The sequence below is a fragment of the Caballeronia zhejiangensis genome, from assembly GCF_022879815.1.
Taxonomy (GTDB): domain Bacteria; phylum Pseudomonadota; class Gammaproteobacteria; order Burkholderiales; family Burkholderiaceae; genus Caballeronia; species Caballeronia zhejiangensis.
In genome coordinates this window covers 15,092-41,545 of the sequence record NZ_CP084284.1, presented here as the reverse complement: position 1 = coordinate 41,545, position 26,454 = coordinate 15,092, and the positions used below count along the sequence as shown (strand labels likewise).

Annotated in this window: 24 protein-coding genes; 4 read left to right on the top strand and 20 right to left on the bottom strand. The window is 62.4% G+C overall.

The genetic code is table 11. The annotated features are described in order from the left end of the window. Positions 1-16: 16 nt before the first annotated feature. The 13 genes from cas6e to LDZ23_RS14685 all read right to left on the bottom strand — a co-directional run bounded on the left by cas6e (position 17) and on the right by LDZ23_RS14685 (position 15,638). Positions 17-784, bottom strand: coding sequence for a type I-E CRISPR-associated protein Cas6/Cse3/CasE (cas6e, locus tag LDZ23_RS14745; RefSeq protein ID WP_008354164.1), 768 nt, complete (start codon positions 782-784; stop codon positions 17-19). Beyond that, positions 781-1,521 carry a type I-E CRISPR-associated protein Cas5/CasD gene (gene cas5e / locus LDZ23_RS14740; protein WP_008354165.1) on the bottom strand — a complete coding sequence of 247 codons (741 nt, stop codon included), beginning with the start codon at positions 1,519-1,521 and terminating at the stop codon, positions 781-783. The genes cas6e and cas5e overlap by 4 nt, the downstream gene beginning before the upstream one ends. A 1-nt stretch (position 1,522) precedes the next feature. After that, on the bottom strand, positions 1,523-2,704 hold the full coding sequence (gene cas7e, locus LDZ23_RS14735; protein WP_008354166.1) for a type I-E CRISPR-associated protein Cas7/Cse4/CasC: 1,182 nt from the start codon (positions 2,702-2,704) through the stop codon (positions 1,523-1,525). Between the two features lie 67 nt (positions 2,705-2,771). Continuing rightward, entirely contained in the window at positions 2,772-3,347 is a 576-nt protein-coding gene (casB, locus tag LDZ23_RS14730) for a type I-E CRISPR-associated protein Cse2/CasB (protein ID WP_008354167.1), read from the bottom strand. Continuing rightward, positions 3,334-4,935 (bottom strand): CRISPR-associated protein Cse1, encoded by a 1,602-nt coding sequence (locus LDZ23_RS14725; protein ID WP_008354168.1) that lies wholly within the window; start codon positions 4,933-4,935, stop codon positions 3,334-3,336. Before LDZ23_RS14725 ends, casB begins: the two co-directional genes overlap by 14 nt. Before the next feature lie 9 nt (positions 4,936-4,944). Next, positions 4,945-7,596 (bottom strand): CRISPR-associated helicase/endonuclease Cas3, encoded by a 2,652-nt coding sequence (locus tag LDZ23_RS14720; protein WP_034472276.1) that lies wholly within the window; start codon positions 7,594-7,596, stop codon positions 4,945-4,947. A gap of 706 nt (positions 7,597-8,302) precedes the next feature. Further along, the gene (locus tag LDZ23_RS14715) at positions 8,303-8,569 is read right to left on the bottom strand and encodes a hypothetical protein (protein WP_008354170.1); all 267 of its coding nucleotides are present in this window, start codon (positions 8,567-8,569) and stop codon (positions 8,303-8,305) included. Then, positions 8,566-9,009: a dihydroneopterin aldolase gene (locus LDZ23_RS14710; RefSeq protein ID WP_008354172.1), complete on the bottom strand. Its 444-nt coding sequence runs from the start codon at positions 9,007-9,009 to the stop codon at positions 8,566-8,568. The genes LDZ23_RS14715 and LDZ23_RS14710 overlap by 4 nt, the downstream gene beginning before the upstream one ends. Then, a complete protein-coding gene (locus LDZ23_RS14705) occupies positions 9,006-9,659 on the bottom strand; it encodes a sarcosine oxidase subunit gamma (RefSeq protein WP_008354173.1) in 654 nt (217 codons plus the stop codon). The genes LDZ23_RS14710 and LDZ23_RS14705 overlap by 4 nt, the downstream gene beginning before the upstream one ends. Then, a complete protein-coding gene (locus LDZ23_RS14700) occupies positions 9,649-12,651 on the bottom strand; it encodes a sarcosine oxidase subunit alpha family protein (RefSeq protein WP_008354174.1) in 3,003 nt (1,000 codons plus the stop codon). Before LDZ23_RS14700 ends, LDZ23_RS14705 begins: the two co-directional genes overlap by 11 nt. After that, positions 12,648-12,947, bottom strand: a complete 300-nt coding sequence (locus tag LDZ23_RS14695) for a sarcosine oxidase subunit delta (RefSeq protein ID WP_008354175.1) — start codon at positions 12,945-12,947, stop codon at positions 12,648-12,650. Before LDZ23_RS14695 ends, LDZ23_RS14700 begins: the two co-directional genes overlap by 4 nt. Before the next feature lie 20 nt (positions 12,948-12,967). Continuing rightward, the gene (locus tag LDZ23_RS14690; RefSeq protein WP_008354176.1) at positions 12,968-14,212 is read right to left on the bottom strand and encodes a sarcosine oxidase subunit beta family protein; all 1,245 of its coding nucleotides are present in this window, start codon (positions 14,210-14,212) and stop codon (positions 12,968-12,970) included. 31 nt (positions 14,213-14,243) lie between these two features. Continuing rightward, on the bottom strand, positions 14,244-15,638 hold the full coding sequence (locus LDZ23_RS14685; protein WP_008354177.1) for an L-serine ammonia-lyase: 1,395 nt from the start codon (positions 15,636-15,638) through the stop codon (positions 14,244-14,246). Between the two features lie 368 nt (positions 15,639-16,006). Between LDZ23_RS14685 and LDZ23_RS14680 the strand changes: the two genes are divergently transcribed. The 3 genes from LDZ23_RS14680 (at position 16,007) to LDZ23_RS14670 (ending at position 18,361) form a co-directional block, all read left to right on the top strand. Continuing rightward, positions 16,007-16,321, top strand: a complete 315-nt coding sequence (locus LDZ23_RS14680) for a hypothetical protein (RefSeq protein WP_033535841.1) — start codon at positions 16,007-16,009, stop codon at positions 16,319-16,321. A 137-nt stretch (positions 16,322-16,458) separates the two neighbouring features. Next, entirely contained in the window at positions 16,459-17,547 is a 1,089-nt protein-coding gene (locus LDZ23_RS14675) for a GlxA family transcriptional regulator (protein ID WP_008354179.1), read from the top strand. A gap of 49 nt (positions 17,548-17,596) precedes the next feature. Then, positions 17,597-18,361, top strand: a complete 765-nt coding sequence (locus LDZ23_RS14670) for a class II aldolase/adducin family protein (protein ID WP_008354180.1) — start codon at positions 17,597-17,599, stop codon at positions 18,359-18,361. Positions 18,362-18,391: 30 nt separating this feature from the next. Here the strand turns inward: LDZ23_RS14670 and LDZ23_RS14665 are convergent, their stop codons facing one another. The 7 genes from LDZ23_RS14665 to LDZ23_RS14635 form a co-directional block, all read right to left on the bottom strand. Further along, a complete protein-coding gene (locus LDZ23_RS14665; protein ID WP_033535840.1) occupies positions 18,392-19,327 on the bottom strand; it encodes a choline ABC transporter substrate-binding protein in 936 nt (311 codons plus the stop codon). A 94-nt stretch (positions 19,328-19,421) separates the two neighbouring features. Beyond that, positions 19,422-20,414, bottom strand: coding sequence for a GlxA family transcriptional regulator (locus LDZ23_RS14660; RefSeq protein WP_008354182.1), 993 nt, complete (start codon positions 20,412-20,414; stop codon positions 19,422-19,424). Positions 20,415-20,429: 15 nt separating this feature from the next. Beyond that, on the bottom strand, positions 20,430-21,332 hold the full coding sequence (gene choW, locus LDZ23_RS14655; protein ID WP_008354184.1) for a choline ABC transporter permease subunit: 903 nt from the start codon (positions 21,330-21,332) through the stop codon (positions 20,430-20,432). Next, positions 21,325-22,503 carry a quaternary amine ABC transporter ATP-binding protein gene (locus LDZ23_RS14650; protein ID WP_008354185.1) on the bottom strand — a complete coding sequence of 393 codons (1,179 nt, stop codon included), beginning with the start codon at positions 22,501-22,503 and terminating at the stop codon, positions 21,325-21,327. The genes choW and LDZ23_RS14650 overlap by 8 nt, the downstream gene beginning before the upstream one ends. Positions 22,504-22,958: 455 nt before the next feature. Beyond that, positions 22,959-23,111, bottom strand: a complete 153-nt coding sequence (locus LDZ23_RS14645) for a hypothetical protein (RefSeq protein ID WP_008354186.1) — start codon at positions 23,109-23,111, stop codon at positions 22,959-22,961. 252 nt (positions 23,112-23,363) lie between these two features. Then, positions 23,364-24,341 carry a hypothetical protein gene (locus LDZ23_RS14640; RefSeq protein ID WP_008354187.1) on the bottom strand — a complete coding sequence of 326 codons (978 nt, stop codon included), beginning with the start codon at positions 24,339-24,341 and terminating at the stop codon, positions 23,364-23,366. 190 nt (positions 24,342-24,531) lie between these two features. Continuing rightward, complete coding sequence (locus LDZ23_RS14635; RefSeq protein WP_008354188.1) at positions 24,532-25,215, bottom strand: MgtC/SapB family protein; 684 nt, start codon at positions 25,213-25,215, stop codon at positions 24,532-24,534. Between the two features lie 124 nt (positions 25,216-25,339). On the opposite strand from LDZ23_RS14635, the gene LDZ23_RS14630 reads away from it, so the two are divergent. Further along, positions 25,340-26,452 carry an AGE family epimerase/isomerase gene (locus LDZ23_RS14630; protein WP_008354189.1) on the top strand — a complete coding sequence of 371 codons (1,113 nt, stop codon included), beginning with the start codon at positions 25,340-25,342 and terminating at the stop codon, positions 26,450-26,452. Positions 26,453-26,454 lie beyond the last annotated feature (2 nt).

Sequence of the window (26,454 nt, the reverse complement as noted above, 5' to 3'; positions counted from 1 at the left end):
GGCCTTCTCGCGCGACTCACACCGAAACCGACGCCGGCTTGAGCAGCAACATCCCGAACCCGAACGCGCGATGACGCCCGACGCCGCGCATCAGCAATCGCGCGAACGCCTCCGTGTCCTCGACGCGCAGATGACCGCTGAACGTAGCATCCGGACCGATGCTCGTGCGCGGCTGGCGTCGTCCGGCGGGTGGTTGGCTTGTCGCTTGGGTCAGCCGCATCACGGGCGTGAGTTGAAAACGCGTCATGCGCGCTTCGATCAGTTTCGCGGCTCCGGTCGCCCCGAATTGCTCGGCGAGCCATCGCACATAGACAGCCTCGCGTGTCAGATCTTTTTCGTCCTCCCTCCGCGCTTCGGGCTCGCGATACGCATCGCGCTCGGTCCCGTGCTTTCGGTCGTCCTTCTTGAAACGACGCATCGGCCGCACGCGGACTTCGAAACCCAGCGCGCGGCCCCCGTCCCATCGCAGCGGAAACGAGCGCACGCCGAGACCGGGACTTCTCGGCCCTGCGTCGAGGCCGAGCGCATCCGCCAGATCGGGCGCCGCGCACAACGCAACGGCCTCGCGCAGTTCTTCGGCTGAACTTTGCGTATAGGCAAGCAGACCAGCGCGTGCATCGCGATAGTAAAAGGGCTTCGGCACGCGTTCGCCGAACACGCGATGGAGCGCCGCATGCAATGCGTAGCCGAAATCGCCGCCCGCCGGCAGCCCGCCTTGCCGTGAAGCCCACAACACGAACTTGCGCGGATCGGGCTGACAGTGCATCAGATTGAACGTTGTCATGCGGCTCGTTCCGACGAATTCATTTGGCTTTCCGAGGCAATCACTTGCGGCTCGCTGCCTTCGAGCACGCGCCGCCATCCACCGTGCACGCCGGTTTTCCAGTTGCGTTCGTCGCAGACGTCGAGCGATTGGGAGTGTTGAAATGCGCCTTGGCCTTCGGGCAGTTGAAAGCGGAAATCGCACAGTTCGGACGCGGGCGCACGTTTGAGCGCGTCGAGCAGATCATCGGCGTCGATCATGTCGACGAACACGCGCGTCGTCGGCAGACAAGGCTTTCGGCCGATGAAAAGCGGACGCTTCGGTCGATCGAGCGCATCAGCAATGTCATCGAGCGCCGGTTGCTCGTCCGCGGGTTCGAGCCGGATGGCGACGAGCGCATCGAGTCCCGCGTGATACTCGCGATGGCGCAAGTGTGGGCTCTTGTACGAATCCTCGTCGCCCCGACGCGTCTCGGGCGCGCCGCGCGTCGTCCATGCCTCGTCGCGTTTGCCGAGCTGCGCCGTCTGAAAATCGACAAGCCGCGCGCCGCTGGCGTCGAGCCGCGTGCCCATCACCAGGCGCGCCTGCAAGCGGTCGTGCGAAGGGAAGTCGCTGCGATCGTAGCCGAGCGCATTGGCGATCAGCCCCGTCACCATCGACAAAGCCGGGAAGTCACGGATCACGCCGTGACTGTCGATCGTTTCGCCACCGAACGACACGAGTGGAGCGCGCAAGCGCATCAGCAGATGTCGCGGCATCTCAAGCTCCTTCGACGATGCGATTCTGTACCCACTTGCCAAGTTCGACGAGCGACAGACGTTGGGCCTTCGGCACCGGCGTTTCGTCGTCGAGCGCGAGATACCGCCGATCCAGCGGTGCGCCATACGCCGCATCGTGCTTTTCGATTTCCCGCGCGAGTTGCCTGATCGCTTGCTCGCGGATGTTTCCGCCCTTCAGCTTCAAGGCCGTTTCGAACGCGCCCGCGAGACTGCGCGGCTGCCAATCGCCCGTTTCGACAAGCATCAGGCTCGCGTGACCGAACGGCGCGGTCGATCCGCGCTTCGCGCCTGGACTGACGGTCGCGATCAGATGCAACAGGCTGTCGACGACCCGTCCCGCGAGTTCACGCCGCTCGGGATGCGCGTCGAAGCACTCGGCAATGCCGATGCCTTCGAGATTCGCGACGAGCTGCGGCACATCCACGACCACATAGCCGTAGTAAAGACCCGACGCAAGTTCCGTGTCGAAGATGCCCGCGGAGCCGCGTTCGCCGGTCTCGCGCAGCAGATCGTCGACGACGGTGAAATAGTCGTTCTCGACCTGTGCTTCGTGGACAGTGAACGCGTGCGCGACGTACACGGCCGCATCCCGCGATGCAAGCACATCCGATGTGACCATGCGGCCGAAGAGCGACGCTTCCAGACCGCTGCCGTGCTTGAGCGCTTCGATATTCGACTTCTCGTCCTTCAAGAAACGCTCGACCGCTGACGTCAAAGCCTTTTCGTCCGGACATTCCTGCGTCAGCGACGTGCAACGCTGCACCAGATAGTCGATTTCCGCCTTACCAAGCAATACAGCCTGACCGGTTTCCAGCGCATCCTTTCCTTTGAGTTTCTTGCCGCCCTTATCAAGCAGGCCCGCGTCACGCAACGTTTCGGCTGCGGTCTGAGCGAGATTCTCAGGGACGTTCAACTTGATCAGCTCGTCGCGAATCATCGTTAGCGTGATGCGCGAGCGAATCGCCATCGGTACGCCGAGCCGCGCGAGCGAATGATGATCGTCCGCCATGCGCCAGTGACGTTTGAGACACTGCGACGAAATGCGCGTGCGGATGGCATCGCCCACCGGGAGACGTTTGGCGAGTCCTGCATCATCACGGTTGAGAAGCGCGGCAGAGTAGCTTTGCAGCGTGTGAATCTGAATGAAGCGCGGCTGAGTCATGTTCGTCCTTCTGTTGCTGATTGAGTGGGCGTGATCGGGCGATTGGCGGTCGTGGCTTGTTTGACCGTCAAGCTTTGGCGCTCGCGTGGTCATGAACGAACCTGATGCGCAACGCTTCCGCGCGGCGTTTTCCCCTGGAATCCTCCGCGCTCTCATTGAGGACGAACGTGCCAAGATCAGCCCAGTTCGGCTTGACCTTCCTGCTTTCCATCAAGCGAAGAACGCGCTGCAAGAGCGGGAAGAATGCGTCGCCGCGCGCGTTGAATAGCCTCGTCACGCGAGCATCGGACACATGCGCGCGCCGCAATTGAACGCCGAATCGCGCGTTCACCTTTTCCTCGCCATTCTCCGGGACGTGGTGGCCCGTCAGCGCGATGCCGTTCACAATCACGGCCCACCGCTTCCAGCGCTCGACGCTCATTTGCTGGCAGTCCACCTTCGCACGATGCAATGCGCGCGTGAGCGCCGCGATCTGCTGCACGGTCAGCGCATCGGCGTCCGGATTGAGACGCTTGAGCGCGACGTAGTCCGCTTTCAAGGCGCCTTCGCCTTGTTTGCCCGCATCGATGAAACGGGCGAGCGCTTGCGCCTGGTAGCCGAAGACACGCGATCCTTCTCGCGCAATGCCGTCAATTTGATTCATCTAAAACCTCCTCGAACGATTCGGGTTGCGTCGCTCTGCGTGCTTCATCGCGCTGCTTCAACACGCGAGCGATTCGCGGCGGCGCCTTTCCGAACCGCAACCCGAGATGAAAACGCGAGAGCGCCGCACCGCGCGCGCGATAGACACGTTCCGCGCTGCGCGGGCCCGCGACGAATGCCTGCTCCAGCACCGCCGCGGCACGATCGACGAGCGCGAGGAGCCATTGGTCGTGCTCCGCTTCTCCATCGGCGGCTTCGATCTCGTTGCTGAGATCGTCGAAGAAACGGCGGTCTTCGCCCTGCTCGAACGCTCTCGCGAAATGGTTGGCTTTGTTCTTCGTGTCATCGCTGACGTTCTGGTCGCCGTTGCCCAAGAGCAGGCACAAGGCGCCCCAAAGCGTCTTGCGGACGTCATCGATTGCCCGGATGCGCTCTTCCGCCGCTTCTTCGATCACATTGCTTTCTTGCCGCAGCAGCAAGCCACGCGTCTTCTCCCGGATGGGAATGCGCCGTTCGTGATGTCCCTCGGTCTTTCCCTTACCGCGCGCGATGCCTTGCGCGAGAATGAACAGCCCTTCTTTCCCGTCGTCTTCCAATAACTCTCGCGCGATAGTCGGCTTGTATTTGGTCGAGAACGCGAGCTTGGTCGCGAGCTTGTAGTCGAAACCCCGCGGGGTGATCGAAAGCGCCTTGCCCTCGACTACATTGATCGGCGTCCACGCGTCGCCAGTCACGCCGCAACGTTCGTTCGCAGCGATACGCACGACCTTGCTGCCCGTGGCGATCGCGTTGAGCGCATCGTGCTGGACCTGCAATCGGACGCGCCGGCAAACTTCGATGTAGAAGGGATCGAGTTCGGAGAACGAGAGACTGCTGTCGCCCTCCCAACGCTGAAGCCACACGAGTGCGACGCCGCCGTTTTCCTTCAGCGCGTGTTCCTTGACGATTGCCTCGCGGTTCCGAAGCAGTACCTGCACATCGCGCGTCCAGCGCTTTCCCCATCGCCCGACCGGTACCACACCGACCGCGGGGCGACTGGCGAAGCCGCCGTTCATTCGCGATATGCCGTAGTTGCCCGCGCCAAGAAAGCCCTCTTGCGTCTGCAAGCTGACGAGCGCATAGATCCAGTCCTCCGCCTCCGCATGAAGCATGCGATGGCCTTTCAGATCGTGATTTCTCGATGTCACCAGCATATCGAGCGCATCCGGCGTTGCGATTCGCTTCTTCCACATAAGCGACGTTCCGCGTCCGCACGGCGGCTGCATGAATGCGGGACGATCGTCCGGTGTCACGAGCGCGAACGCTGCGCCGTCGCCATCGTCCGGCGTCAAAGCAAGCAGGGCTGCGCGCCAGTCGGCGGCGGTTGCGAACGGTGTCTTTCGACTCGCGTTGTAAAGCGCGATGGCCGCGAGTTGCACAAGAATCGCATGCCACGGATGTCGTTGATGTGGACGCAGCGCGGGAAATGCACACACTTCGTCATGATTGAACGCGACGAATAGTTCTGGCAACGTCGCGTGCCGTTCCTGTCCGTGGCTGGTGCGATAGCGAATCAGCGCGTGATCCAGCAAACTGAATTGGATGGTCATGGAAAGCCGTCAACTCTTGCGTGGGCCGATCTTCTCGACGCCGAACCGCCTATACGAATAACGCGCTGCGCCCAAGTCAAACTCGAAACCGCCGTCGTCGCGACGGATGATGGAAATTGGCGTGGCGTCCGCGTCAAGCCCGTTCGGCAGCATGTGAAAGCGCATCGCGATTTGACGCACGTCTTCGCCAAAGGGTCCGAGTTCGGGTGGGTCGAATTCCACGAGCTTGTCAACCGCGCCGAGACGCGTTGCAATGCGTTCTTCGCCTTCTGGGAATGCGAGCTTGGCGAAAGCCGCGTCGTAGGGAAGCGCATGAAGCCGCGCGATGGTTCGCTCCGCACCCTTGCCGCCTTCGAGTTGCTGCGCCTGTTGCTCCCAAGCTGCATCAAGCTCCTGTTGTATCGAACGCAGGCAATCGGGATGCGTCGCGCGTTCGACCAGTTCGCGATTCTCGAGCGGAATCATACGGCTCGGCTTCTCGGAGATAAGACGACGCGTCGCTTCGATCATGCGCAGATCGGGATAGACGCCTCCGCCATTTTTCAGCCGTCCAAGACCATTGCGCGGGGCGTCGAGGCACGCTTCGAAGGAACCGCTCTCGGGTATCAGGACCCATGCGCGAGCCCGCTCGAAGCCATCCGGCCTTCGATCTTTCCCTTCGCGCTTGTGACGATGCAGACGGCCGATGCGCTGCAACAGCACGTCCATCGGACAGATATCCGTGATGAGCATGTCCGCGTCGATATCGAGACTTTGTTCGAGCGTCTGTGTGCCGACAACAATGCACGCGTGGACGCCATTGCGGATCTTGCCCATGCGTTCCTCGACGCGCGCATCGAGACGCGGTCGGTCCTGTCGGCTAAAGCGACTGTGATGCAGCGTCGGCACGCCATCGATATCGAATAGCCATGCGCGATCGCCGGATGCGTTCACCAATGCTTCTACCGCCTTTTGCGTCGCGATCGCGGCTGGAACCGTATTGCGGACGATGAGCACGCGCGCACCTTGTTTCGCGGCGTCGAAGGCGAGTCGGGCGACGCGCGCATGGTCGTCGATTGCGTTGAGGGTTTGCCAGTGGATCGTCTTGGGCTCGCCCGACGCCCGCAATTTCTTGATGCTCGTACCGTCCGTTAGCGCTGGGTACTCCGCATCCGCGGCTGTTTCGATCCCCGGCGCGCTGACATGCTTGCCGCCGTTTGCAATGCTCTGGAACCGCGCGCGCTGGCTTGAACCGAGCGTCGCGGACAGCAGCAGAGCATGTCCGCCCGTTGTACGATGGGCTTCCAGGAGTTGTTCGAGCACTTGCGACATGTAGGTATCGGACGCGTGGACTTCATCGACGACCAGCAAGGACCGGCAAAGTGCTGCATGACGCAGATGGGCATGTCGCACTTGCAGGGCCGCGAGCAAAGCCTGGTCGATGGTGCCGACGGCGATCGTCGCCGCGAGAAAGCGCTTCGACGACTCGGCTGCCCAGCGCTGATGCGCCTTGGTTTCGTCGGGATGATCGGACCATAAGACCTTGAAGTCCGGCAACGCCGACTTTTCATTGCCATCCGCGCTTTCATAGCCCGGCAAGGCGCGCACAGTGACCGGCGCATACGTTGGCCAGAGACGCGCGACGAACTTGCGGACACGCTCATAGACCTGCGTGGCGGCCACGCGCGTAGGCAGCGCAAAGTAAAGCGAATCGACCTTGCCCGCCTCGAAGAGCTTCGCGAAGCGCCAGAGCGCCGCTTCCGTCTTGCCGCTGCCGGTTTCAGATTCGAGTACGAGAAGTGGACCGAGTCCTTCCTCGCCTAACGCGCTTTGAGTGGCGTGCGGCGCTTCTATGCCGAAGGCGGACTGGAAAGAGAATCCATCTCGGATCAACTGTGCGCGCAGTGCCGATGTTTCCAATCCGATTGCGCCCACGGCTCTCGACGCGCGCTCAAGTGCGGCTTGCAGCGTTCGGGCGGAGCCCGGTTCGCTGTACTCGAAGAAACGCGTATCGGAGCCTAGCCAATCGGCCAGTTGCACGAGACCCGCAAACAGATGAACGAACGACGGCGTGGACGGCAGCGGTTCACCGCCCGAAGCAAACGCGAGTGGGAAATGCCGACGCAACGCATCGCCGATTTGCTTCAGCGCGTTTGCGGGACGGTAGATTTCGTGCCCCGAAGCGTCGCGCACGGGACGCCATATCAGCGGGTCGACTCCTTTTGGCTCGGGGATGGGACGACCGTGGTGGCCGAGGCTTGCATGCAAGAGCTCATCGACGCCGCCCGCCCAGTTCGACATCGCCTCGATGGGCAATCCTGCAAGCAGTGCTTCATCGCAGCTGAACGCGTAGAGTGCTTCGGAGCCATGTCCCGCCTTCTGCGGCCATTCGCGCGGTGCCGGGCCCTTCCAGCGCTTCGCCTGAAAGCCGCTGTTGGCTTTACCAACGTCATGCAGATAAGTAAGCGCGGCAAGCCGCTCGATGTCCTGCTCGCTCAATGCTCGGCCAGCGGTCGACGTCAAAGCATCGCGGATTCGTCCGCACCGCGCAATTGCCATGAAACATGCGGCCACATCCAGCATGTGATCGCATAGCGGATGAAATGGCGAGTGCTCGTCGCCGTCGCGCGGCCGCTTGCCCCACGCGATGCAGGTATCGTTTTTGGTGGCCTCGGTTTGCATGTGCTGCCGATAAGTATTTTTTGCGCGTTCGTGATTTATTTTGGATACCTATCTTTTACGGAAGATTTGCTTCCGCCGCCATACGAATTGGCTTAATTCTTTGCTGCGCGACCGAACAGCGTTACCGCAGAACATTCCGTTCGAAAATCCGACGTTTGACAGCAGCAGGACTGATAGCCATACTCTCCGCGGCACGGTCGGTTCGAGACAACGAATCGGTCGTTTGTTTTTTCAAATCATGAAGATTGTGTGTAGAGGTTCCTCCGCGTCCGCGGAGATAGACCTTTGAAGCGGCCCACCGTCCTTACCTTTTCGGCGGTTCCTCTGCGTCCGCGGAGATAGACCGTTGAAGCGCTTGATATTGTTGGATCAGTACCGGGTTCCTCCGCGTCCGCGGAGATAGACCCTTCGATCCTCTTTTTGCCGCGCTCGGCATTCGGGTTCCTCCGCGTCCGCGGAGATAGACCCTACGAAAAGCGCGCGCTGGAATTCGTCCGAGAGGTTCCTCCGCGTCCGCGGAGATAGGCCCGGATTCCGCGATCTGTGTTTACTCGCGCGAAAGGTTCCTGCGCGTGCGCGAAGATAGACCCGACCTTACGAACCGCGCACGGCTCGATCTTCGTGTTCCTCCGCCCTCGCGGAGATATCCCCATGCCGAACAACTACGGCAAAAACATCAAAGTCATTCCTCCGCCCCCGCGGAGCTTCAACTCCCCCCAAACCTCCCCCTAGCCGCCTCCACCACCCTAACCACCGCCTCCGCGCTCAACCGCGCCGCCACGACCCTCACATACTCATGATGCCTGGCCTCTAACGGCGCATCGAGATACTGCGCATGCAGATACCGAATCAACGCAATCCGCCGATGCTTCAGCGCGATACTTCGATCCAGCAGCTTAAGCGCCGCATCCGCATCATGCTTCTTGCATGCACGTTCGGAGAGCTGCGCAGCCGAATCACGCGACGCGTTCATCGCCGGACTACAGCCGCATCCCACGCATCGACGCGCGACCGCCAAGCATCGAAATCCGCCCGACGCCAGTCGAGTTCAAGCCCAAGCCGCTTCGTGCCCTCACGAATCTTCGGCTTGTGCAGCACCAAAGTAAGCGCATCCAGCGCCGGCCACTCTTCGAACGACAACGCGGCGATCTCCACCGCGAGCGTCTCCAGCAAGCGCGTATGCGCCTTCCCTTCAAGAAACGCGCTCACCCGATTGCACCACGCCTCGTAATCAATGAGACCATCGTCCGATTCATGCGGCATGCCGCGATAACGCAGGCTCGCATCGATGCACACGGGCTGCGGCCCTTCATGCTCATGCTCATACAAGCCGACGCGCGTCTTCACGATCAACTCATCGACGATCACGCGCCAGCCCAGGCCACCCGCGGCAAGCGGTTCGAACGGCTTCATGAGAGCAACGGCGCGGCGGCGTCGAGCATCATCTTCACGAAGTAATCGGCGAAGCTGCGGCGCACGATTATCTCGAAGCGATCGCCGCCCAGCGGAACGAGCGTAAGCGATGCCTTGAAGTAATGGCTCTGCGCGCATTGTCCTTCGCCGAAAACCTTCGGATGCAGATCGAGCGGACAACCGCGCGAAAGCACCTCACGCGTCTTCGGTCCGTCGATTTCGAGCACCGTATAACCGCTGCCGATATCCACCGCCGCCGAGAACTGTCCGACGAACGCGTCGCGCAGTTTCGCTTCGAGCGGCGCGGGACGCGATGCATCGTGCGCCGTATCCGAATGCACGAGCCATTCATCGGGACCGAGCCACAGCATCGTATAACCGTTGCCGCGCGCAATAGTGTTCGCCTTCTCGGGCGGCGTGCAGCCGATCACGCTCTGCACCGCCTTCGCGAACGCCGGATCGCGCGTATCGCCACGCACGTTCACGAGTTCGAGGAACGGCCGCTCGGCCAGACGAAACGCTTTCGGCGAGCCCGACTGATGCGTCTTCATCAACGCATCCGCGCCGACGAGCGGAGACTCCTGCCACACGCCCTGTCCGCTGATTGCGCGATCGACGACCGTCGAGGAACCTTTGATCTCATTCAACATGCTGACGTGCTCCTTCGCTGTCGTAGAACACCGAACTGGTGATTTTTGCGTTGACCCGCTTGCCGTTCGCGAGCGGAATCATGACCGATTCGCCGATCTTCTCCAGACCGCCCTTCACGACGGCCAACGCAATCGAGCGCTTCAAAATAGGGCTGTAATAGCTCGACGTGACGTGTCCGAGCATCGGCGCGGTATCGCCCTGAAACGGTCCCGCGACGATCTGCGCGCCTTCCGGCAGCACGAACGAAGGATCGTCGGTGAGCAGGCCGACGAACTGCTTTCGCCCTTGTTTTGCAGTGTCCGAACGCGTGAGCGAGCGCTTGCCGATGAAGTCCTTGGACTTCGCGACAAGCCCGCCCATGCCGAGGTCGTAGGGCGTCATCGAGCCGTCCGTATCCTGGCCGACGATGATGTAGCCCTTCTCCGCGCGCAGCACGTGCATCGTTTCCGTGCCGTACGGCGTAATGTCGAATTCAGCGCCCGCGAGCATCAGCGCTTCCCACACCGCGCGTCCGACATTCGCGGGCACGTTCACTTCATACGCGAGCTCGCCCGAGAAACTGATCCGCATCACGCGCGCCGATGCGCCCGCCACCGTGCCATCGCGATAGCTCATGAACGGGAACGCCGCGTTCGCGAAGTCGATGTCGTGACACACTTTCTGCAGCACCTTGCGGCTGTTCGGTCCGACGACCGCGAAGGTCGCCCAGTGATCCGTCACCGATGCGAGACGCACGCGCATGTCGGGCCATTCGGTCTGCAGCCAGCGTTCGAGCCACGTCAGCACGCGCGCCGCGCCGCCGGTGGTCGTCGTCATCATGTAATGCTGTTCGCCGAGACGCACCGTGACGCCATCGTCGAAGATCATGCCGTTCTCGTCGAGCATCAGCCCGTAACGGCACTTGCCGACTTCGAGCTTGCTCCACGGATTCGTGTACATCCAGTTCAGGAGCTTCGCCGAATCGGGGCCTTGAATGTCGATCTTGCCGAGCGTCGATGCATCGAGAATGCCGACGCTCTGACGCACCGCGAGCGACTCGCGCGCGACCGCCGCGTGCATGTCCTCGCCCGCCTTCGGGTAGTACCAGGGACGCTTCCAGTTGCCCACATCCTCGAACATCGCGCCGTTCTCGACGTGCCATTCGTGGATCGCGGTCTTGCGCACCGGATCGAGAAACTCGCCCAGCTCGCGGCCCGCGAACGTGCCGAAAGTGACAGGGGTGTAATTCGGGCGGAACGTCGTCGTGCCGGTCTCGGGAATCGTCTTGCCCAAGGCTTGCGCGAGAATCGCCATGCCGTTGATGTTGCCGAGCTTGCCCTGATCGGTGCCGAAGCCCATCGCCGTATAACGCTTGACGTGCTCGACCGATTCGAAGCCTTCGCGCGCCGCAAGATAGATGTCGGCCGCCGACACGTCGTTCTGGAAGTCGACGAATTGCTTCGGACCGCGCGTCGACAATTCCTTGTTGCCGACGATCCACAGCGGCAACATCGGCGCTTCGACGATTTCAGCGACTTGCACGGCAGCCGGCTTCACGACGATATGACCCGCGGCGCGCGCCGCTTCCGCGCCCGCATCCGCGCCGAGGCGAATGCCGCGCGACAGCGAGAACTCGCCCGCGCATGCGCCGACGCTGCTCTCCAGTTGCATCGCCTTGCCCGGCACGAAGCACGCTTTCTCTTCGTGCCAGTGCGCCTTGCCGCCCGATTGCGCGAAGAGATGCAGCACGGGGCTCCAGCCCCCCGACATGGCGACGAGATCGCATGGCAGGTCCGTCTGCTTCTGACCGACCTGGCCTTTGTCGTACGAAGCCACTTCAACCGATGCAACCCGCAGCTTGCCGCGCGCAGCCGTGATGACCGCGTTGTTCAGCACGCGCACGCCGTAGCGTCGCGCGGCCGCCGGCAACGTGCCCTTCGATTCCGCCGGACGCGGATCGACGACGGTCACATCCGCGCCTGCCGCCTTCAGATCGAGCGCGCATTGATATGCGTCGTCGTTGTTGGTGAACACAACGGCGTTGCGGCCCGGCATCACCGCATAGCGATGCAGATACGTCGACACCGCCGACGCCAGCATGATGCCCGGCAGATCGTTGTTGCCGAAAACGATCGGGCGCTCGTGCGCGCCGGTCGCGAGCACGACGCGTTTCGCGCGCACTTTCCACATCAGTTCGCGCGTGCCGCTGCGGCGCGATACCGGCAGATGTTCCGTCAGACGCTGCGTGACCGTGACGAGGTTGTGATCCTGATAACCGAACGCCGTGCTGCGCGAAAGAACCTTCACATCGGGCATCTTGCGCAGTTCGCCTTCGATTTTCTGCACCCATTGCAGCGCGGGCTTGCCGTCGATCTCCGCGCGGCACGACAGAAGCGATCCGCCGAGTTCGCGCTGATCGTCGACGAGAATCACGCGCGCGCCCGACAAACCCGCCGCATGCGCCGCCGCGAGACCCGAAGGTCCGCCGCCGATCACGAGCACGTCGCAATGCGCGAAGCACTTGTCGTAGCGATCGGCGTCGAGTTGCTTCGGCGCTTCGCCGAGACCCGCTGCATCGCGAATCACTTCCTCGTATTTCGGCCACAACTTGCGCGGCCACATGAACGTCTTGTAGTAGAAGCCTGCGGGAATGAAGCGCGCGATCTTCTGATTGACCGCCATGCGATCGTTTTCGATGTTCGGCTTCGCGTTCACGCTCTGCGCGACGAGCCCTTGATACAGCTCGACTTCGGTAGCGCGCGCATTCGGGACGGTGTACGCGCCGGTTTCGAGTTGCACGATTGCGTTCGGCTCTTCGACGCCCGCCGTGATGATCCCGCGCGGACGGTGATACTTCCAGCTGCGCGCGACGAAGCGCTCGCCGTTCGCGAGCAGCGCGGACGCGAGCGTATCGCCTTCGAAGCCCTGATACGTCTTGCCGTTGAACGTGAAGGTGACGGGAATCGCACGATTGATGCGCCCGCCCATGCCGAGTCGGTCTTTCTGGCTCATTTCGACGTGCCTCCGTTGTCATGCATCACAGCCAGCGGACGGTCGAACGTCTCGTAGCCTTGAATTTCATATGAAACCGTATCGCGCTGCACTTTGAACCAGCGGCGGCAGCCTTGCGCATGATTCCATTGCTCGCGATGCACGCCGCGCGGATTCTTGCGCATGAAGAGGTAGTCGCCCCACTCGCGGTCGGAGAGCTTGTCCGTGTCGAGCGGGCGCGCGATATCCGCTTCGCCGCCGCAGGAAAATTCGGTTTCGGCGCGCGGCCCGCACCAGGGGCATTCGATCAGCAACATGTTTTTCGCTCCTAATGCGATTAGTGGGCCACGGCAGCCGCGCCGTGTTCGTCGATCAGATGACCGGTATAGAAACGATCCAGCGAGAACGGCGCGTTCAGCGGATGCGGCTCGTCCTTCGCGATCGTGTGCGCGTAGGCCCAGCCCGAACCCGGCGTCGCCTTGAAGCCGCCCGTGCCCCATCCGCAGTTGAAGTACAGACCCTTCACGTCGGTCTTGGAGATGATCGGGCACGCATCCGGCGATACGTCGACGATGCCGCCCCACTGACGATTCATCCGCACGCGCGAGAACACGGGGAACATCTCGACGATCGCTTCCAGCGTGCCTTCGATGATGTGAAAGCTGCCGCGCTGACCGAAGCCCGTGTATTGATCGACGCCCGCGCCGATCACGAGGTCGCCCTTGTCGGACTGGCTGATGTACGCATGCACCGCGTTCGACATCACGACCGTGTTCACGACCGGCTTGATCGGCTCCGACACGAGCGCCTGCAACGGATGGCTTTCGAGCGGCAGGCGCACGCCGGCCATGTCGGCGAGCGTCGTCGTGTTGCCCGCCGTGACGACCGCGACCTTCTTCGCCTTGATGAAACCCTTCGTCGTATCGACGCCCGTCACCTGACTGCCGTCGCGGCGAATGCCCACGACCTGGCAGTTCTGGATGATGTCGACGCCCGCGCGATCCGCGCCGCGCGCGAAGCCCCACGCGACCGCATCGTGACGCGCGACGCCGCCGCGACGCTGAATCGACGCGCCCAGCACCGGATAGCGGCTGTTGAGATTGATCGTCGGCTCGATTTCCTTGATCTGCTGCGGCGTGAGGAACTCGGCATCGACGCCGTTGAGACGGTTCGCGTTCACGCGGCGCTCGGTATCGCGCACGTCCTGCAGCGTATGCGCGAGATTCATCACCCCGCGCTGCGAAAACATCACGTTGTAGTTGAGGTCTTGCGAGAGGCCCTCCCACAGCTTCATCGCTTTTTCGTACAACGCCGCCGATTCATCCCACAGATAGTTCGAGCGCACGATGGTCGTGTTGCGCGCGGTATTGCCGCCGCCGATCCAGCCCTTCTCGAGAATCGCGACGTTCGTGATGCCGTGCTCCTTCGCGAGGTAATACGCGGTCGCGAGACCATGACCGCCCCCGCCGACGATCACCACGTCGTACTCGCGCTTCGGCTCGGGACTTCGCCACTGGCGCTCCCAGTTCTCGTGATACGACATGCCGTTGCGTAAGAGGCTGAAGATGGAATAGCGGCTCATGGTGTTTCTCTTCCTTCGTGGGGTCCTGAATTCAGCATTCGATGACGTTCACGGCGAGGCCACCGCGCGACGTCTCCTTGTATTTCGTCTTCATGTCCGCGCCGGTTTCGCGCATCGTCTTGATGACCGAATCGAGCGACACGTAATGCTTGCCGTCGCCCTTCATCGCCATGCGCGCGGCGTTGATCGCCTTGATCGCGCCCATCGCATTGCGCTCGATGCACGGAATCTGCACGAGGCCGCCAACGGGGTCGCACGTCATGCCGAGGTTGTGTTCCATCCCGATTTCCGCGGCGTTTTCGACTTGCGCGGGCGTGCCGCCCATGACGGCGGCGAGCGCGGCGGCGGCCATCGAACAGGCGACGCCGACTTCGCCCTGGCAACCCACTTCCGCGCCCGAGATCGACGCCGTTTCCTTGTAGATGATGCCGATGGCCGCGGCTGTCAGAAGGAAGCGCACGATGCCGTCATCGTTCGAGCCGTGCATGAACTTCACGTAGTAATGCAGCACGGCGGGAATCACGCCGGCCGCGCCATTGGTCGGCGCGGTGACGACGCGGCCGCCCGCCGCGTTCTCTTCGTTGACGGCCATCGCATAGAGATTGACCCAGTCGAGCATCGACAGCGGGTCGCGCAGCGACTCTTCCGAGCGCGACCGCAGCGACGCGGACAGATCGGCGGCGCGGCGCTTGACTTGCATCGGACCGGGCAGCTCGCCGCGCTCCTTGCAGCCGCGCTCCACGCACGCGGCCATCACGCGCCACACCGCGAGCATGCCTTCGCGGACTTCGGATTCGCTGCGATTCGCGCATTCGTTTTGCATGGTCACGTCGGCGATAGACAGACCTGTCTCCTGACAGACGCGCATGAGATCGTCGCCGGTGCGAAACGGATACGGCACCGTATTGGCCGCGCGCAAGCCGTTCACGCGATCGCCTTCGCGATTCACGACGAAGCCGCCGCCGACCGAGTAATACTCCTTCTCGACGAGAAGCTGGCCGTTCTCGTCGAACGCCTGAAAGCGCATGCCGTTCGGATGCACGATGCTCGATCCCGGCGCGCCCGGCATCAGCTTGCGATAGAAGCCGATATGCTCGCGCTCCTCGAACATCACATCGTGCTTGCCGAGCAGCTTCAGGCGCTTCGTCGCGCGGATTTCCGCGAGACGCGGCGCGATGACGTCCGGATCGATGAGATCGGGCAGATTCCCTTCGAGGCCGAGCAGCACGGCCTTGTCGGTGCCGTGGCCTTTGCCGGTCGCGCCGAGCGAGCCGAACAGCTCGGCGCGCACGCGCGTGACGAAGGCGAGCAGATTGGCGTCTTCGATATGCGACGCGAAGCGGCACGCCGCGATCATCGGCCCGACGGTATGCGAGCTCGACGGTCCGATGCCGATCTTGAACAGATCGAAGACGCTGACGTTCATTGGCGTGTCCCTTGGGTTGGCGAGATGTTCCGGTATGGCGCTCATTGCACCAAACCCAGAAAAGACCCGATAGAACAAAAACGCCATCGAAATGGGATCGCGGCGTCAGCGCCGTTTTTCGCGCGTGGACGACGTCGGATTTCCGATGATTTCAGGCCCGGCGACGCAAGCGCGACGGCGCGTAACAGAGCATTTCGCGCCCGGCGCGTTTTTGCGCATCTTCGTTGCACATCCCGCATTTTTGAGACTGGTCCGAAGCGTCGCGCCGACAGGCATCGGTATATTCCCTAGGTCTTGAGGTGAGCCACGCCTACAGGTTTCGGATCACTCGTCCTTTCCGCCTTTTCTTGCTTATCCGGTTCGCATTGATGGAAACTCACGCCTTACCCGACCAGTTCTTCAAATCCTGGATTCTCGCTTTCCTTATCAGCGTGGCTGTCGTCGGCACGCTTCAGGCAGTCGATCTGCTCGCCGTCGATCGGGTGCTCACGCGTCAGGTGCCCGTCTGGATCGCGCTGATGCTGCTCTGCTCGATCGATCCCGCCCTGCGCTACTTCGGCGTGTTGAAGGCCGAAGTCGAACAGCGTTGGGCCGATTACACGATCGCGAGCGTGCTCGGCCGCGCGGCGGGCGCGCTCATCGGCGGCGCTTTCGCCTGGGGCTTCGCGGTGCTCGGCGGCTGAAGCGCACCGCTTCGATTCATGGTTATTTGCGCGGCCGGCGTCACACGACGCCGGCCGCGTTCCATTTCTGACGCACGCCCGATGCTCGCGGCCGAGTGATATGCTCGCTGGATAACGTCCAGCCGCATGTCTCCCGCATGAACGCCGCAGAATCTCTTCCGTCGTCGTCTGTCGACGGTCAATCGAAATCGCGCATCCGCTTCGGCATCATCCTGCTGCCGAATTTCACGCTGACCGCGTTCTCCGGTTTCGTCGATCTGCTGCGCCTTTCCGCCGATGAAGGCGATTTCAGCCGACCGGTGCGCTGCTCGTGGAGCGTGATCGGCGAGACGCTCGCGCCCGTTCGCGCGAGTTGCGGCATACAGATCACGCCGTGGGAAACCTACGATCAGGCCGAGCCTTTCGATTACGTCGTCGTGGTCGGCGGCCTGCTGCATTCCGGCCCCGCGACGAGCGATGCGACGCTGCAGTTCATCCGCCGCGCGGCTGCCTCAAATGCAACGCTCGTCGGCATGTGCACCGGCGTGTTCTCGCTGATGCGCGCGGGCGTGCTCGAAGGCCATCGCATCTGCGTGAGCTGGTTTCATTATTGGGACTTCGTCGAGCGATTCCCGCACGCGGATGAGCAATCGCTCGTCGCGGACCGGCTCTTTGTCATCGACAGAAGGCGCATTACGTGTTCGGGCGGGCGCGCATCGATCGATGTCGCCGCCGCCATTCTGCTGCGTCACTTCGAAACGGCGACGGTGCAAAAGGCGCTGCGCATCCTGCTCGTCGATGACATGCAGAAGGGCAACGCGCCGCAGCCGCATCCGCCGGGTCTCGCGCCCGCGACGCATCCGAAAGTAAAACGTGCGATCCTGCTGATGGAGCAGCACGTCGGCCGTTCGCTTACGCTCGATGAACTCGCGCACAAGCTCGATCTTTCGACGCGGCAACTCGAACGGTTATTCAAGGCGGAGACGGGCAAGGCGCCGCAGGCGTATGCGAAGCAGGTGCGGCTGCGCACGGCGGCGTGGCTGCTGACGAGTTCGGACAAGACGGTCGCCGATATCGCATCGAGTTGCGGCTTTTCCGACGCATCGCATCTGGGCCGCGAATTTCGCAAGCAATTCGGCCTGCCGCCGATGATGTATCGCGAGCAGGGCGGCGCGCCGGATGCGCCGGATGCAAATCACGCAATGGATTACGACGAAACTTTCCCGGGCCGCGCGCAGGCAATCTAGCAGGATCTGAATACGTTTTCCGCGGCTCATCAAACCAAGGAGGAACGGCATGGAGACTCACGGATACTCGCAGGAAGAATGGAAAGTGCGCTGTGATCTCGCGGCGCTGTATCGCGTGATCGGGCATTTTCGCTGGACCGACATGATCTTCACGCACATCAGCGCGCGCGTGCCGGGCACCGATCATCACTTTCTGATCAACCGTTATGGCGTGCTTTTCGACGAGATGCGCGCATCGGATCTCGTGAAGATCGATCATGAAGGGCGGCCGGTCGAAGCGGGCGCACGCGATGATCCCGCGCGATATCTCGTGAATCCGGCGGGCTTCACGATTCACTCCGCGATTCACATGGCACGGCCCGATGTGTTTTGCGTCGTGCATACGCATACGGCGGCGGGCGCGGCGGTATCGGCGCAAAAGCAGGGCTTATTGCCGATCAGTCAGCATGCGTTGAAGTATTACGGACATATCGCGTATCACGACTATGAAGGCATTGCGCTGGACCTCGCGGAGCGCGATCGCCTCGTCAACGATCTCGGCTCGCATAACGCGATGATCCTGAAGAATCACGGGTTATTGTCGTGCGGAAAGTCCATTCCGGAAGCGTTCCAGGAAATGTACTTTCTTGAACGCGCTTGCGAGATTCAGATTCGCGCGCTGGCGGGCAATGCGGAATTGAATCTGCCGTCGCAGAGGGTTTGCGAGTTGACTGCAGAGCAATATCGGCGCGATGAAGCCGATGGAATCATGGCGTTGCAGTGGCAAGCGGCGTTGAGAATGATCGAAGGCGCGAAGCCGGATTATCGGACCTGACGCGCCTTCGTTGAATCACTGCGTCAGTTTTCAGTTGCCGGCGACATACGCCTTCACTGCCGGCAACCCATCCTTCCCGTCGAACGTCTTTACGCCCGCAAGCCATTTATCGAGCACCGCCGGATTCGCCTTCAGCCATTCGCGCGCCGCCTTGTTCGCATCCGTCTTGTTCATGATCGGCAGCATCACGTGGTTCTCGATATCCGTCGTGAACTGCAGGTTGGACACGAGCTTCGCGACATTCGGACAGCGCGTGTCGTAATCCGTCGGCGTGACGGTCAGCACTTTTGCTTCGCCATAGTTCGGGCCGAAGACATCGTCGCCGCCCGCGAGATAGTCGATCTTCATCTGCACGTTCATCGGATGCGGCTCCCAGCCGAGGAACACGATCGGCTTCTTGTCGCGAATCGCGCGATTCACTTCCACGAGCATGCCCGCCTCGCTCGATTCCACGAGCTTGAACTTGCCGAGCCCGTACAGGTTGTTGTCGATCATCTTCTTGATGAGCGCATTGCCGTCGTTGCCCGGCTCGATGCCGTAGATCTTGCCGTCGAGCTTGTCGTAGTTTTTCGCGATGTCGTTGAAGTTCTTGATGCCCGCCTGATACGCATAATCCGGCACCGCGAGCGTGTACTTCGCGCCCGTCAAGTTCGGCGTCGGCAAGACCTTCACTTGATTCGCTTTCCTGAACGAATCGATCATCGGGTCCATCGTCGGCGACCAGTAGCCGAGGAACACGTCGATCTGCTTGCTCTTCACGCCCGCGAACGTGATCGGCACGGACGCGATCGTCTTCGTCGGGTTGTAGCCCAAGCCCTGAAGAACGGTCGATGCAAGTCCGGTGGTCGCGGCGATATCCGTCCAGCCGACATCCGCAAAGCGCACGTTCCTGCACGCGGCAGGCTCGGCTGCATACGCTCCCGACAAACCAGATAGCAAAGCTGCCGCGATCCACAATCGTTTCATCGATCTCTCTCCGAAGTTATTTTCAAGGCATGACGCGGCCCGCACGCGAGGCTTTCATACGAAGCCCGCGCGGCCAAAAAAGAAAAAGAAAAAGTCAGGCCGATAATCGCCGCTCGACGCTCGGCGCATGTCCGAACTGCGCGCGATACGCCTTGCTGAAGTGACACGGCGAATGGAAGCCGCAGATGCTCGTCACGCGCGCGATCGACGCATCGGTGTTGCGCAACAGTTCGCGTGCGCGACGCAATCGCAACGTCAGGTAGTAATGCGTCGGCGATACGTTGAGGAACATCTTGAACATGCGCTGCAAATGCCGCTGCGACAGATGCACGAGCCGCGCGAGTTCTTCGAGCGACAACGGCTCTTCGATGTTCGCCTCCATCAGCCGCACCACTTCGACGAGTTCCGCACGCGAGAAGCCGACGCGCGCATCGACGGGAATGTGCTGATAATCCGTCGATCCGCGAATTCGCTCGACGATGAACTGCTCCGACACCTGCGCCGCATGCGCCTGCCCGAGCCGCATGCCGACGAGATTGAGCATCAGGTCGAGCGGCGCGGTGCCGCCCGTGCACGTCAGGCGGTCGCGGTCGATCACGAAGAGCTCGTCGGCGAAGCGCACATGCGGAAAGCGCTTGTTGACCGGCGACATGTCTTCCCAGTGCAGCGTGCAGCGATAACCATCGAGCAGTTTCGCCGCGAGCAGCGCATACGGCCCGGTGCAGATTCCGCCGAGCGGAATGCCCGCTTCATGCGCGCGCTGCAGAAGACCGATCACCTTGTCGTCGACATAATCGGCGACATGCCAGCCCGCGCAGACGATCAGCACGTCGGGCATGCCGGCTTCGTCGAGCGTCATCGTCGGCTTGATGGTGATGCCGTTGCTCGCACGCGCGGGCTCGCCGTCCGGCGTGATGATCGACCAGCTGTAGTGCTGCGCGCGGCCGACGTAATTGGCCATGCGCAGCACCTCGACCGCGCTCGTGAACGCGATCATCGAGAAGTTCGGCAGCGTGAGAAAGCCGAAGCGCGAAAGACTGGACAACGGTGATTCGGTACCCGCCGGAACGATCGCGTCGCGCTTCATGGGTCGTGTGCCTTGTTAGCCTTGTTGCGCCGCCGGCTCGCGGCGCACTTTCATCACGCTCTTCAGACCGGCGAAGAGCGGGGCGCGTGCCATGCCGGGCGCTCGTCCGAAGCTCTCGGTGATGCGGTCGAGGATGATCGCCAGCAACACCACCGACAAGCCGCTCTCGAAACCAAGCCCGATATCCAGACGCTGAATCGATGCGAGCACGTCGTTGCCGAGACCGCCCGCGCCGACCATCGACGCGATGATGACCATCGACAGCGCCATCATGATCGTCTGGTTCACGCCGGTCATGATCGACGGCAGCGCGTTCGGAATCTGCACCTTGTAGAGCAGCTGGAACGGCGTGCAGCCGAATGCCTGGCCGGCTTCGACGATCTCGCGATTCACCTGCTTGATGCCGAGCGCGGTGAGGCGCACGGCCGGCGGCATCGCGAAGATGACGGTTGCGAGAATCCCCGGCACGCGGCCGAGACCGAACAGCATCGCGGCCGGAATCAGGTAGACGAAGGCGGGCATCGTCTGCATCAGATCGAGCACCGGGCGCACGCCCATTTCGACGTACTTGCTCTTCGACGTCCAGATGCCGAGCGGAATGCCGAGCAGCAAGCTGATGAACGTCGAGGACAGCGTGAGGCCGAGCGTGATGACCATCTGATCCCAGAAGTTCGTCGCGTAGATCAGCAACAGCGACGCGAGGACGAACACGGCGAATCGCCAGCCCACTCGCCACAAGCCGATGCCGACGAAGATCGCCATGAGCGCCCACATCGGAATGGCCTGCAGGCCGTGCTCGACGGCCGCAGCGAATGTTTCGATGACCTTGCCGATGGAGTCGAAGGTCTTCGCGTCGTGATCGAGGAGATAGTGGACGCCGTGGTCCACCCAACTGCCAAGCGGGATGATTTCAGACATGGGAACCTCGATGGTGCGTAAGGACCTTCAGGACATTGGTCTTGTTGATCGAACCGCAGTACGAACCGTCCGCTTCGACGACCGGCAGCGGGGCGGGACTTGCGACCACGCGATTCACGACCTCGTCGAGCGCGACGTGACGCTCGATGCATTCGATCGGATTGATGCGCGGCGCGGCGTTGCCGTTCGCATCACGTCCGACGAAACCGCGGATGCGGCGCTCGGCGTCGAGCACGAACGCGTAGTCGGCGCTGCCGTTGAGCGTCGCCGCGACGCTCGATGCGTCGATTTGCGGCGAATGTTTGATGAGCGGCACGTCGTCGGTCTGCATCAGATCGCCGGCCGTGAGATAGCGGCTCGTGTCGATGCCTTCGAAGAACGCTTCCACGTAGTCGTCCGCGGGATTCGTGATGATTTCCTGCGGCGTGCCGATCTGCACCACGCGGCCGCCTTCCATGATCGCGATGCGCGTGCCGATGCGCATCGCCTCTTCGAGATCGTGCGACACGAACAGGATCGTGCGGCGCTGCTCGCGTTGCAGATCGAGCAGCACGTTCTGCATTTCCTTGCGCTTCAGCGGATCGAGCGCGGAGAACGCTTCGTCCATGATCATCAGCGAAGGATTCACGGCAAGCGCGCGGGCGAGACCCACGCGCTGCTGCATGCCGCCCGATAGTTGCGCAGGTAACTTTTGGGCGAACGGAGCCAGGCCGACCTGCTCCAGCACGGTCATGGCGCGCGCTTCGCGCTCCTTCTTGCCGACGCCCGCGACCTCGAGGCCGAATGCGGCGTTGGAAAGAACCGTGCGCTGCGGCATCAGCGCGAAGGACTGAAACACCATGCTCATGTCCTTGCGCCGCAGGGACGTGAGTTCGGAGCGCGGCACGGCGGCCACGTCGCGGCCATCGATCAGCACCTTGCCCGCCGTCGGCTCGACCAGCCGGTTGATGAGCCGGATCAGCGTGGATTTGCCCGAGCCGGAAAGGCCCATGAGCACGAAAATCTCACCTTCCTTGACGTCAAAGGAGACGTTATGGACGCCGACGATCTGTCCGGTGCGCTTGAAAACCTCTTCCTTCGTCGCACCACCGGCCAGCATGTCCAGCGCCTGTTTGGGACTGTTGCCGAAAACCTTGCACAGTCCTTCGACTACCACCTTGGGGGAATTCATCGAATATCTCCTGGCGTGTGCGGACGTGCGTCCGCGCTGTGCATACATAGTTGCCAGAAAAAAGTCACATCAGCCGACTATTTGCGACAACCACATGTGGAAATACGACACCGGAATAAGCGCGAAAGTGCCAGCGGTCGATCGAATCCTTGCTGGATAAGGGTTTGCGGGAAGCGCAGCGAACGATCTTGCGATTTTCGGCATGTCGCGCATGAACAAGTCGCGAAGCCTTTTTGCGATGCAGGCGGCTTGCGAACCGCGCGTCAGCAATACGAAAGAAAGAAAAGACTGGCGTCGCGCAGGAAGGGCGAAGAAGGATGCGTCCGGCACGAAGCCGAAGCGATGTGGAATTGCTAGAAAAACTACATAAAACGGAAAACTGGCGGGCGGGTCGTACGGCTCGTGCCGTCGTAAGTTGCTGGTGTTGTGTTTCCCGCGCCGCCGTCAGCTGCGCATTACAGGCGGAAGCCGAAAGCCGTGCCGCGCGCCTTGCGCTGACGCTCGGATTCACGGAAACGCGCTTGATACGAGTAATCTTTGTCCATCGGCAGGTGGGCCGATTCGAACATCGAAGCAAATTTTTGCAGCAGGGCGAAGAGGTAGCTCATGACTGACTCCGGTTAGTTACAGAGGGTTTTCCCTTAGAGAGGATTATAGGGTTGTCCCTAACCGATTTCTAGTGCAATGCAACATTTCGTGGCAAGAAATTTGGTAGTTTTTCTACATTTTTACCGGTTTGCCGTCTCCTCGAAACGGGGACGGATCTGCGAAGCCCGTACGACGGCATTCCGATCCGAGGACGAGCGGCTGCGCGACACGCCGCCGCAGAACGGCGTGTCGCGCGAATCTGACAGCGTGAGTCAGTGCGCCGAGGAAGTGGCGCGATGGTGCGCGTGACGCGTGTGCTTTTTCGGCGCGGGATCGGGCGTCGCGGCGCTGATCGGCCGAACCGGTGATGCGTCCGTCAGGTCGGGAGGACGGCGCACGCTGACATTGGCGGAATCGGTATCGAAGAGCGACGCGAGCGTCGCCTGCTGGTTGAGCATCAGTTGCTCGGTGCGTTCCTGCTGCAGCTTGCTATCGTGGTTCATGCGCAGCAGTACGGCCGTTTGCGCGATGCCCGTCGCCACCGTGACGAGCATCACGCAGACGATGATCGTCAGCATCGTCTTCATGCGGCGCGCGTGGGCGGCCGTCGAAGTGCGCTGCTCCGCGATCACCGCATAGAGCGCGTCGATGGTGTCCGCGAACGCCGTGGCGCGGGCGCGGTCGAGTTCGGGCGCGGCGGCATCGCGGATGCCGGGCTGCGCGAACGGCGCCGCTTCGTTGCGGTCGCCGCGAGCCCCGCGATCGCGGGCGATGAGCGCTGAAGCGAGCGCGGCGAGCGATGGCGCCGCATTCTCCGGCGCAACCGACGTGCTGATGCTCGCCGATCGCGTCGTCACCGCGGCCATCGCGCCGGTTCTCGCGGCTGGTTGGCTCGCGTCCGGCGGCGGGGCATCGATGAGAGGGGAATCGTCCCCGAAGAGGCCCTGCTCCGGCGCAACCGATGTCACGCCGCCACGCGCCGCCCTTTTCGCGACGACGGATTCCGGCGCGTTCCCGCCATTCGATTGCACGGCCGCGAGAAACACTTCTGGCAGTTCGAAACCTTCGAACGTGCCTTGGCGGATATCGGTGTTCATCGCCTGAAGTTGCGCGCGCTCGGCGTCTTCGGCGAACAGATCGAGCGTTTCGCCCGCACGCGCGCCTTCGCTCAGTTGTGCGAGACGCTGCGCGGAACGTGCGGCGCGAGCGAGTTTCTTTTCCGTGTCGGCGCTGGTCTGCGGCGCCCGCATCTCATGCTTTTGCGTTGCGCGCCGGCGGCGGGACGAGGCGTCGGCGTCTCTCTTTACTGCGGAATCTGACATAGGTTCGAAAGGCGGCTGCCCGAACCGGCGTGCAAGGCGCACCGGCGCATCGGCGATTATTTCGAGAGGCCGCATTGTCGCATGGCTGCGCGTGCAAACCCGCATCCCGAAGGCGATTTCAGGCGGCATCGTCCTCACGAAACTCGCGCACGACGTCGAGTTGACGCAAACGATCGCAAATCGCGCGATATTCCACCGCAGATGCACGCGACAGTTCGACTCGCACCTCGTCGAGATCGGGCGAATCATCGCTTTGCTGCACGACGAACTGCTTCACGCGCACGCTGCCGGGCCCGAGCGCCTCGTGCAGCGCATGAAAACTGAGCGCGCCGCGATCGACGAGCATCGTCAGTTGACGGCGCTGCTTCACGCTGATGAAGCGGCGTTCGAGCGGCTTGATCCCCGCCAGAATGATGAGGATGATCGCCGTCGCCGCGATCGACGCCGTATAGAGCCCGCCGCCGACCGCGAGGCCAATGGCCGCGACCGACCAGAGGCTCGCCGCGGTCGTCAGGCCGCGCACGATCTCGCCGCGCAGCAGAATCGAGCCCGCGCCGAGAAAGCCGATGCCCGACACGACCTGCGCCGCGACCCGCGACGGATCGAGCACGACGTGGTCGTACTTCAGCGCATCCTCGAAACCGTAAGCCGACACGATCATGATGAGCGCCGAGCCGACGCACACGAGCATGTGCGTGCGCAGTCCCGCCGCCCACGAAAGCCGCTCGCGCTCGAAGCCGATCACGCTGCCGAGCGCCGCGGCCATCATGAGCCGCGACACGAGTTCGATATTTCCTATCATGTTCTCGTCCTCCTCTCGGTGAGTCGCCCGCGAATGCGTCGCGCTGCGGGCCGGTTTTGCTATCCTTTCCCGTTGCGTAGGTGCCTCACGGCCGCGCATCCCCCGAAACAATAAGAGTCGTCCTATGCAGGATCAGCAACCAAACGCATCGCCGGCGATGCAATCGGCGAACCCGGAATCCGCCGCGCCATTGCGCGCGCATTACGCGAACATCGTGTTGCCCATCTGGCGCGGTCCGGGCTTCAACGCGGCGCTCGGGCTCGCCTATGAAGCCGTCGCGCCGGGGGATCACGCGCCGCTGCCGCCGAAGCGCTATCGGGCGATGGCCTGCGCGCGCCAGCTCTTCGTGTTCTCGGAAGCCGGCGATCTCGCGCACGCCGCGACGCTGTTCGAATCGCTACGTCACTATTTTCAGGACAAACGCAACGGCGGATGGTTCTACAGCGTGGACGCGAGCGGCGCGCCGCTGGAGCGTCAAAAGGATCTCTACACGCATGCGTTCGTCGTTTTTGCGTGCGCGCATTACGCGAAGAAAAGCGGTTCCGCCGATGCTTTCACGCTGCTCGATGAAACGTCGCGGCTCGTCGAGGCGCGCTTTTCGAGCGGCGGCGATCTGCTGAACGCGGTGCTTGCCGAGGATTTCGGCGCGACCATCGAGACGCCGCTGCAAAATCCGCTGATGCATCTCGCCGAAGCGTGGCTCGCGGCGCGCGAAGCGACCGGCGAGCCCGCCTACGACAAGCGTCTCGCGCAGCTCGCGAAATCCGTCGCGGATGCGTTCGTGCACGAGCCGAGCGGCTCGATCGCCGAATTGCCGATGGGCACGGCGGGCAACCGGCTGGAGCCGGGCCATCAGTTCGAGTGGTATTTTCTGGCGCTGGGCAGCGGTCACGCCGCATTCGAAGCGGCGGGGCTGAACGAACGGCTCGCGCGCGCGTTCGACTTCGCGCAGCGGCACGGCGTGGACGAGCAGACGGGCGGCGTTCATGCCGCCATCGACGAAACCGGGCGCGTGATCGACGGGACGCAGCGCATCTGGGCGCAGACGGAATATCTGCGCGCGCTGGCGACGCGCGGCGACGCCGTCGGTCCGCAAATCGAGCGGTTTCGCGCGCGCTTCCTGCACGAAACCGGCTGGGTGGAATGCCGCTCGGCGACGGGCGAGATCAGCCGCGCCGAGATGCCGTCGACGACGCCGTATCACCTCGCGACGTCGTACGCGGCCTTGCCTCTTTAAGC

Coding starts and splice junctions, on each gene's coding strand:
- cas6e (WP_008354164.1), bottom strand. CDS start 784: ATGACAACGTTCAATCTGATGCACTGTCAGCCCGATCCGCGCAAGTTC.
- cas5e (WP_008354165.1), bottom strand. CDS start 1,521: ATGCCGCGACATCTGCTGATGCGCTTGCGCGCTCCACTCGTGTCGTTC.
- cas7e (WP_008354166.1), bottom strand. CDS start 2,704: ATGACTCAGCCGCGCTTCATTCAGATTCACACGCTGCAAAGCTACTCT.
- casB (WP_008354167.1), bottom strand. CDS start 3,347: ATGAATCAAATTGACGGCATTGCGCGAGAAGGATCGCGTGTCTTCGGC.
- LDZ23_RS14725 (WP_008354168.1), bottom strand. CDS start 4,935: ATGACCATCCAATTCAGTTTGCTGGATCACGCGCTGATTCGCTATCGC.
- LDZ23_RS14720 (WP_034472276.1), bottom strand. CDS start 7,596: ATGCAAACCGAGGCCACCAAAAACGATACCTGCATCGCGTGGGGCAAG.
- LDZ23_RS14715 (WP_008354170.1), bottom strand. CDS start 8,569: ATGAACGCGTCGCGTGATTCGGCTGCGCAGCTCTCCGAACGTGCATGC.
- LDZ23_RS14710 (WP_008354172.1), bottom strand. CDS start 9,009: ATGAAGCCGTTCGAACCGCTTGCCGCGGGTGGCCTGGGCTGGCGCGTG.
- LDZ23_RS14705 (WP_008354173.1), bottom strand. CDS start 9,659: ATGTTGAATGAGATCAAAGGTTCCTCGACGGTCGTCGATCGCGCAATC.
- LDZ23_RS14700 (WP_008354174.1), bottom strand. CDS start 12,651: ATGAGCCAGAAAGACCGACTCGGCATGGGCGGGCGCATCAATCGTGCG.
- LDZ23_RS14695 (WP_008354175.1), bottom strand. CDS start 12,947: ATGTTGCTGATCGAATGCCCCTGGTGCGGGCCGCGCGCCGAAACCGAA.
- LDZ23_RS14690 (WP_008354176.1), bottom strand. CDS start 14,212: ATGAGCCGCTATTCCATCTTCAGCCTCTTACGCAACGGCATGTCGTAT.
- LDZ23_RS14685 (WP_008354177.1), bottom strand. CDS start 15,638: ATGAACGTCAGCGTCTTCGATCTGTTCAAGATCGGCATCGGACCGTCG.
- LDZ23_RS14680 (WP_033535841.1), top strand. CDS start 16,007: ATGGAAACTCACGCCTTACCCGACCAGTTCTTCAAATCCTGGATTCTC.
- LDZ23_RS14675 (WP_008354179.1), top strand. CDS start 16,459: ATGAACGCCGCAGAATCTCTTCCGTCGTCGTCTGTCGACGGTCAATCG.
- LDZ23_RS14670 (WP_008354180.1), top strand. CDS start 17,597: ATGGAGACTCACGGATACTCGCAGGAAGAATGGAAAGTGCGCTGTGAT.
- LDZ23_RS14665 (WP_033535840.1), bottom strand. CDS start 19,327: ATGAAACGATTGTGGATCGCGGCAGCTTTGCTATCTGGTTTGTCGGGA.
- LDZ23_RS14660 (WP_008354182.1), bottom strand. CDS start 20,414: ATGAAGCGCGACGCGATCGTTCCGGCGGGTACCGAATCACCGTTGTCC.
- choW (WP_008354184.1), bottom strand. CDS start 21,332: ATGTCTGAAATCATCCCGCTTGGCAGTTGGGTGGACCACGGCGTCCAC.
- LDZ23_RS14650 (WP_008354185.1), bottom strand. CDS start 22,503: ATGAATTCCCCCAAGGTGGTAGTCGAAGGACTGTGCAAGGTTTTCGGC.
- LDZ23_RS14645 (WP_008354186.1), bottom strand. CDS start 23,111: ATGAGCTACCTCTTCGCCCTGCTGCAAAAATTTGCTTCGATGTTCGAA.
- LDZ23_RS14640 (WP_008354187.1), bottom strand. CDS start 24,341: ATGCGGGCGCCGCAGACCAGCGCCGACACGGAAAAGAAACTCGCTCGC.
- LDZ23_RS14635 (WP_008354188.1), bottom strand. CDS start 25,215: ATGATAGGAAATATCGAACTCGTGTCGCGGCTCATGATGGCCGCGGCG.
- LDZ23_RS14630 (WP_008354189.1), top strand. CDS start 25,340: ATGCAGGATCAGCAACCAAACGCATCGCCGGCGATGCAATCGGCGAAC.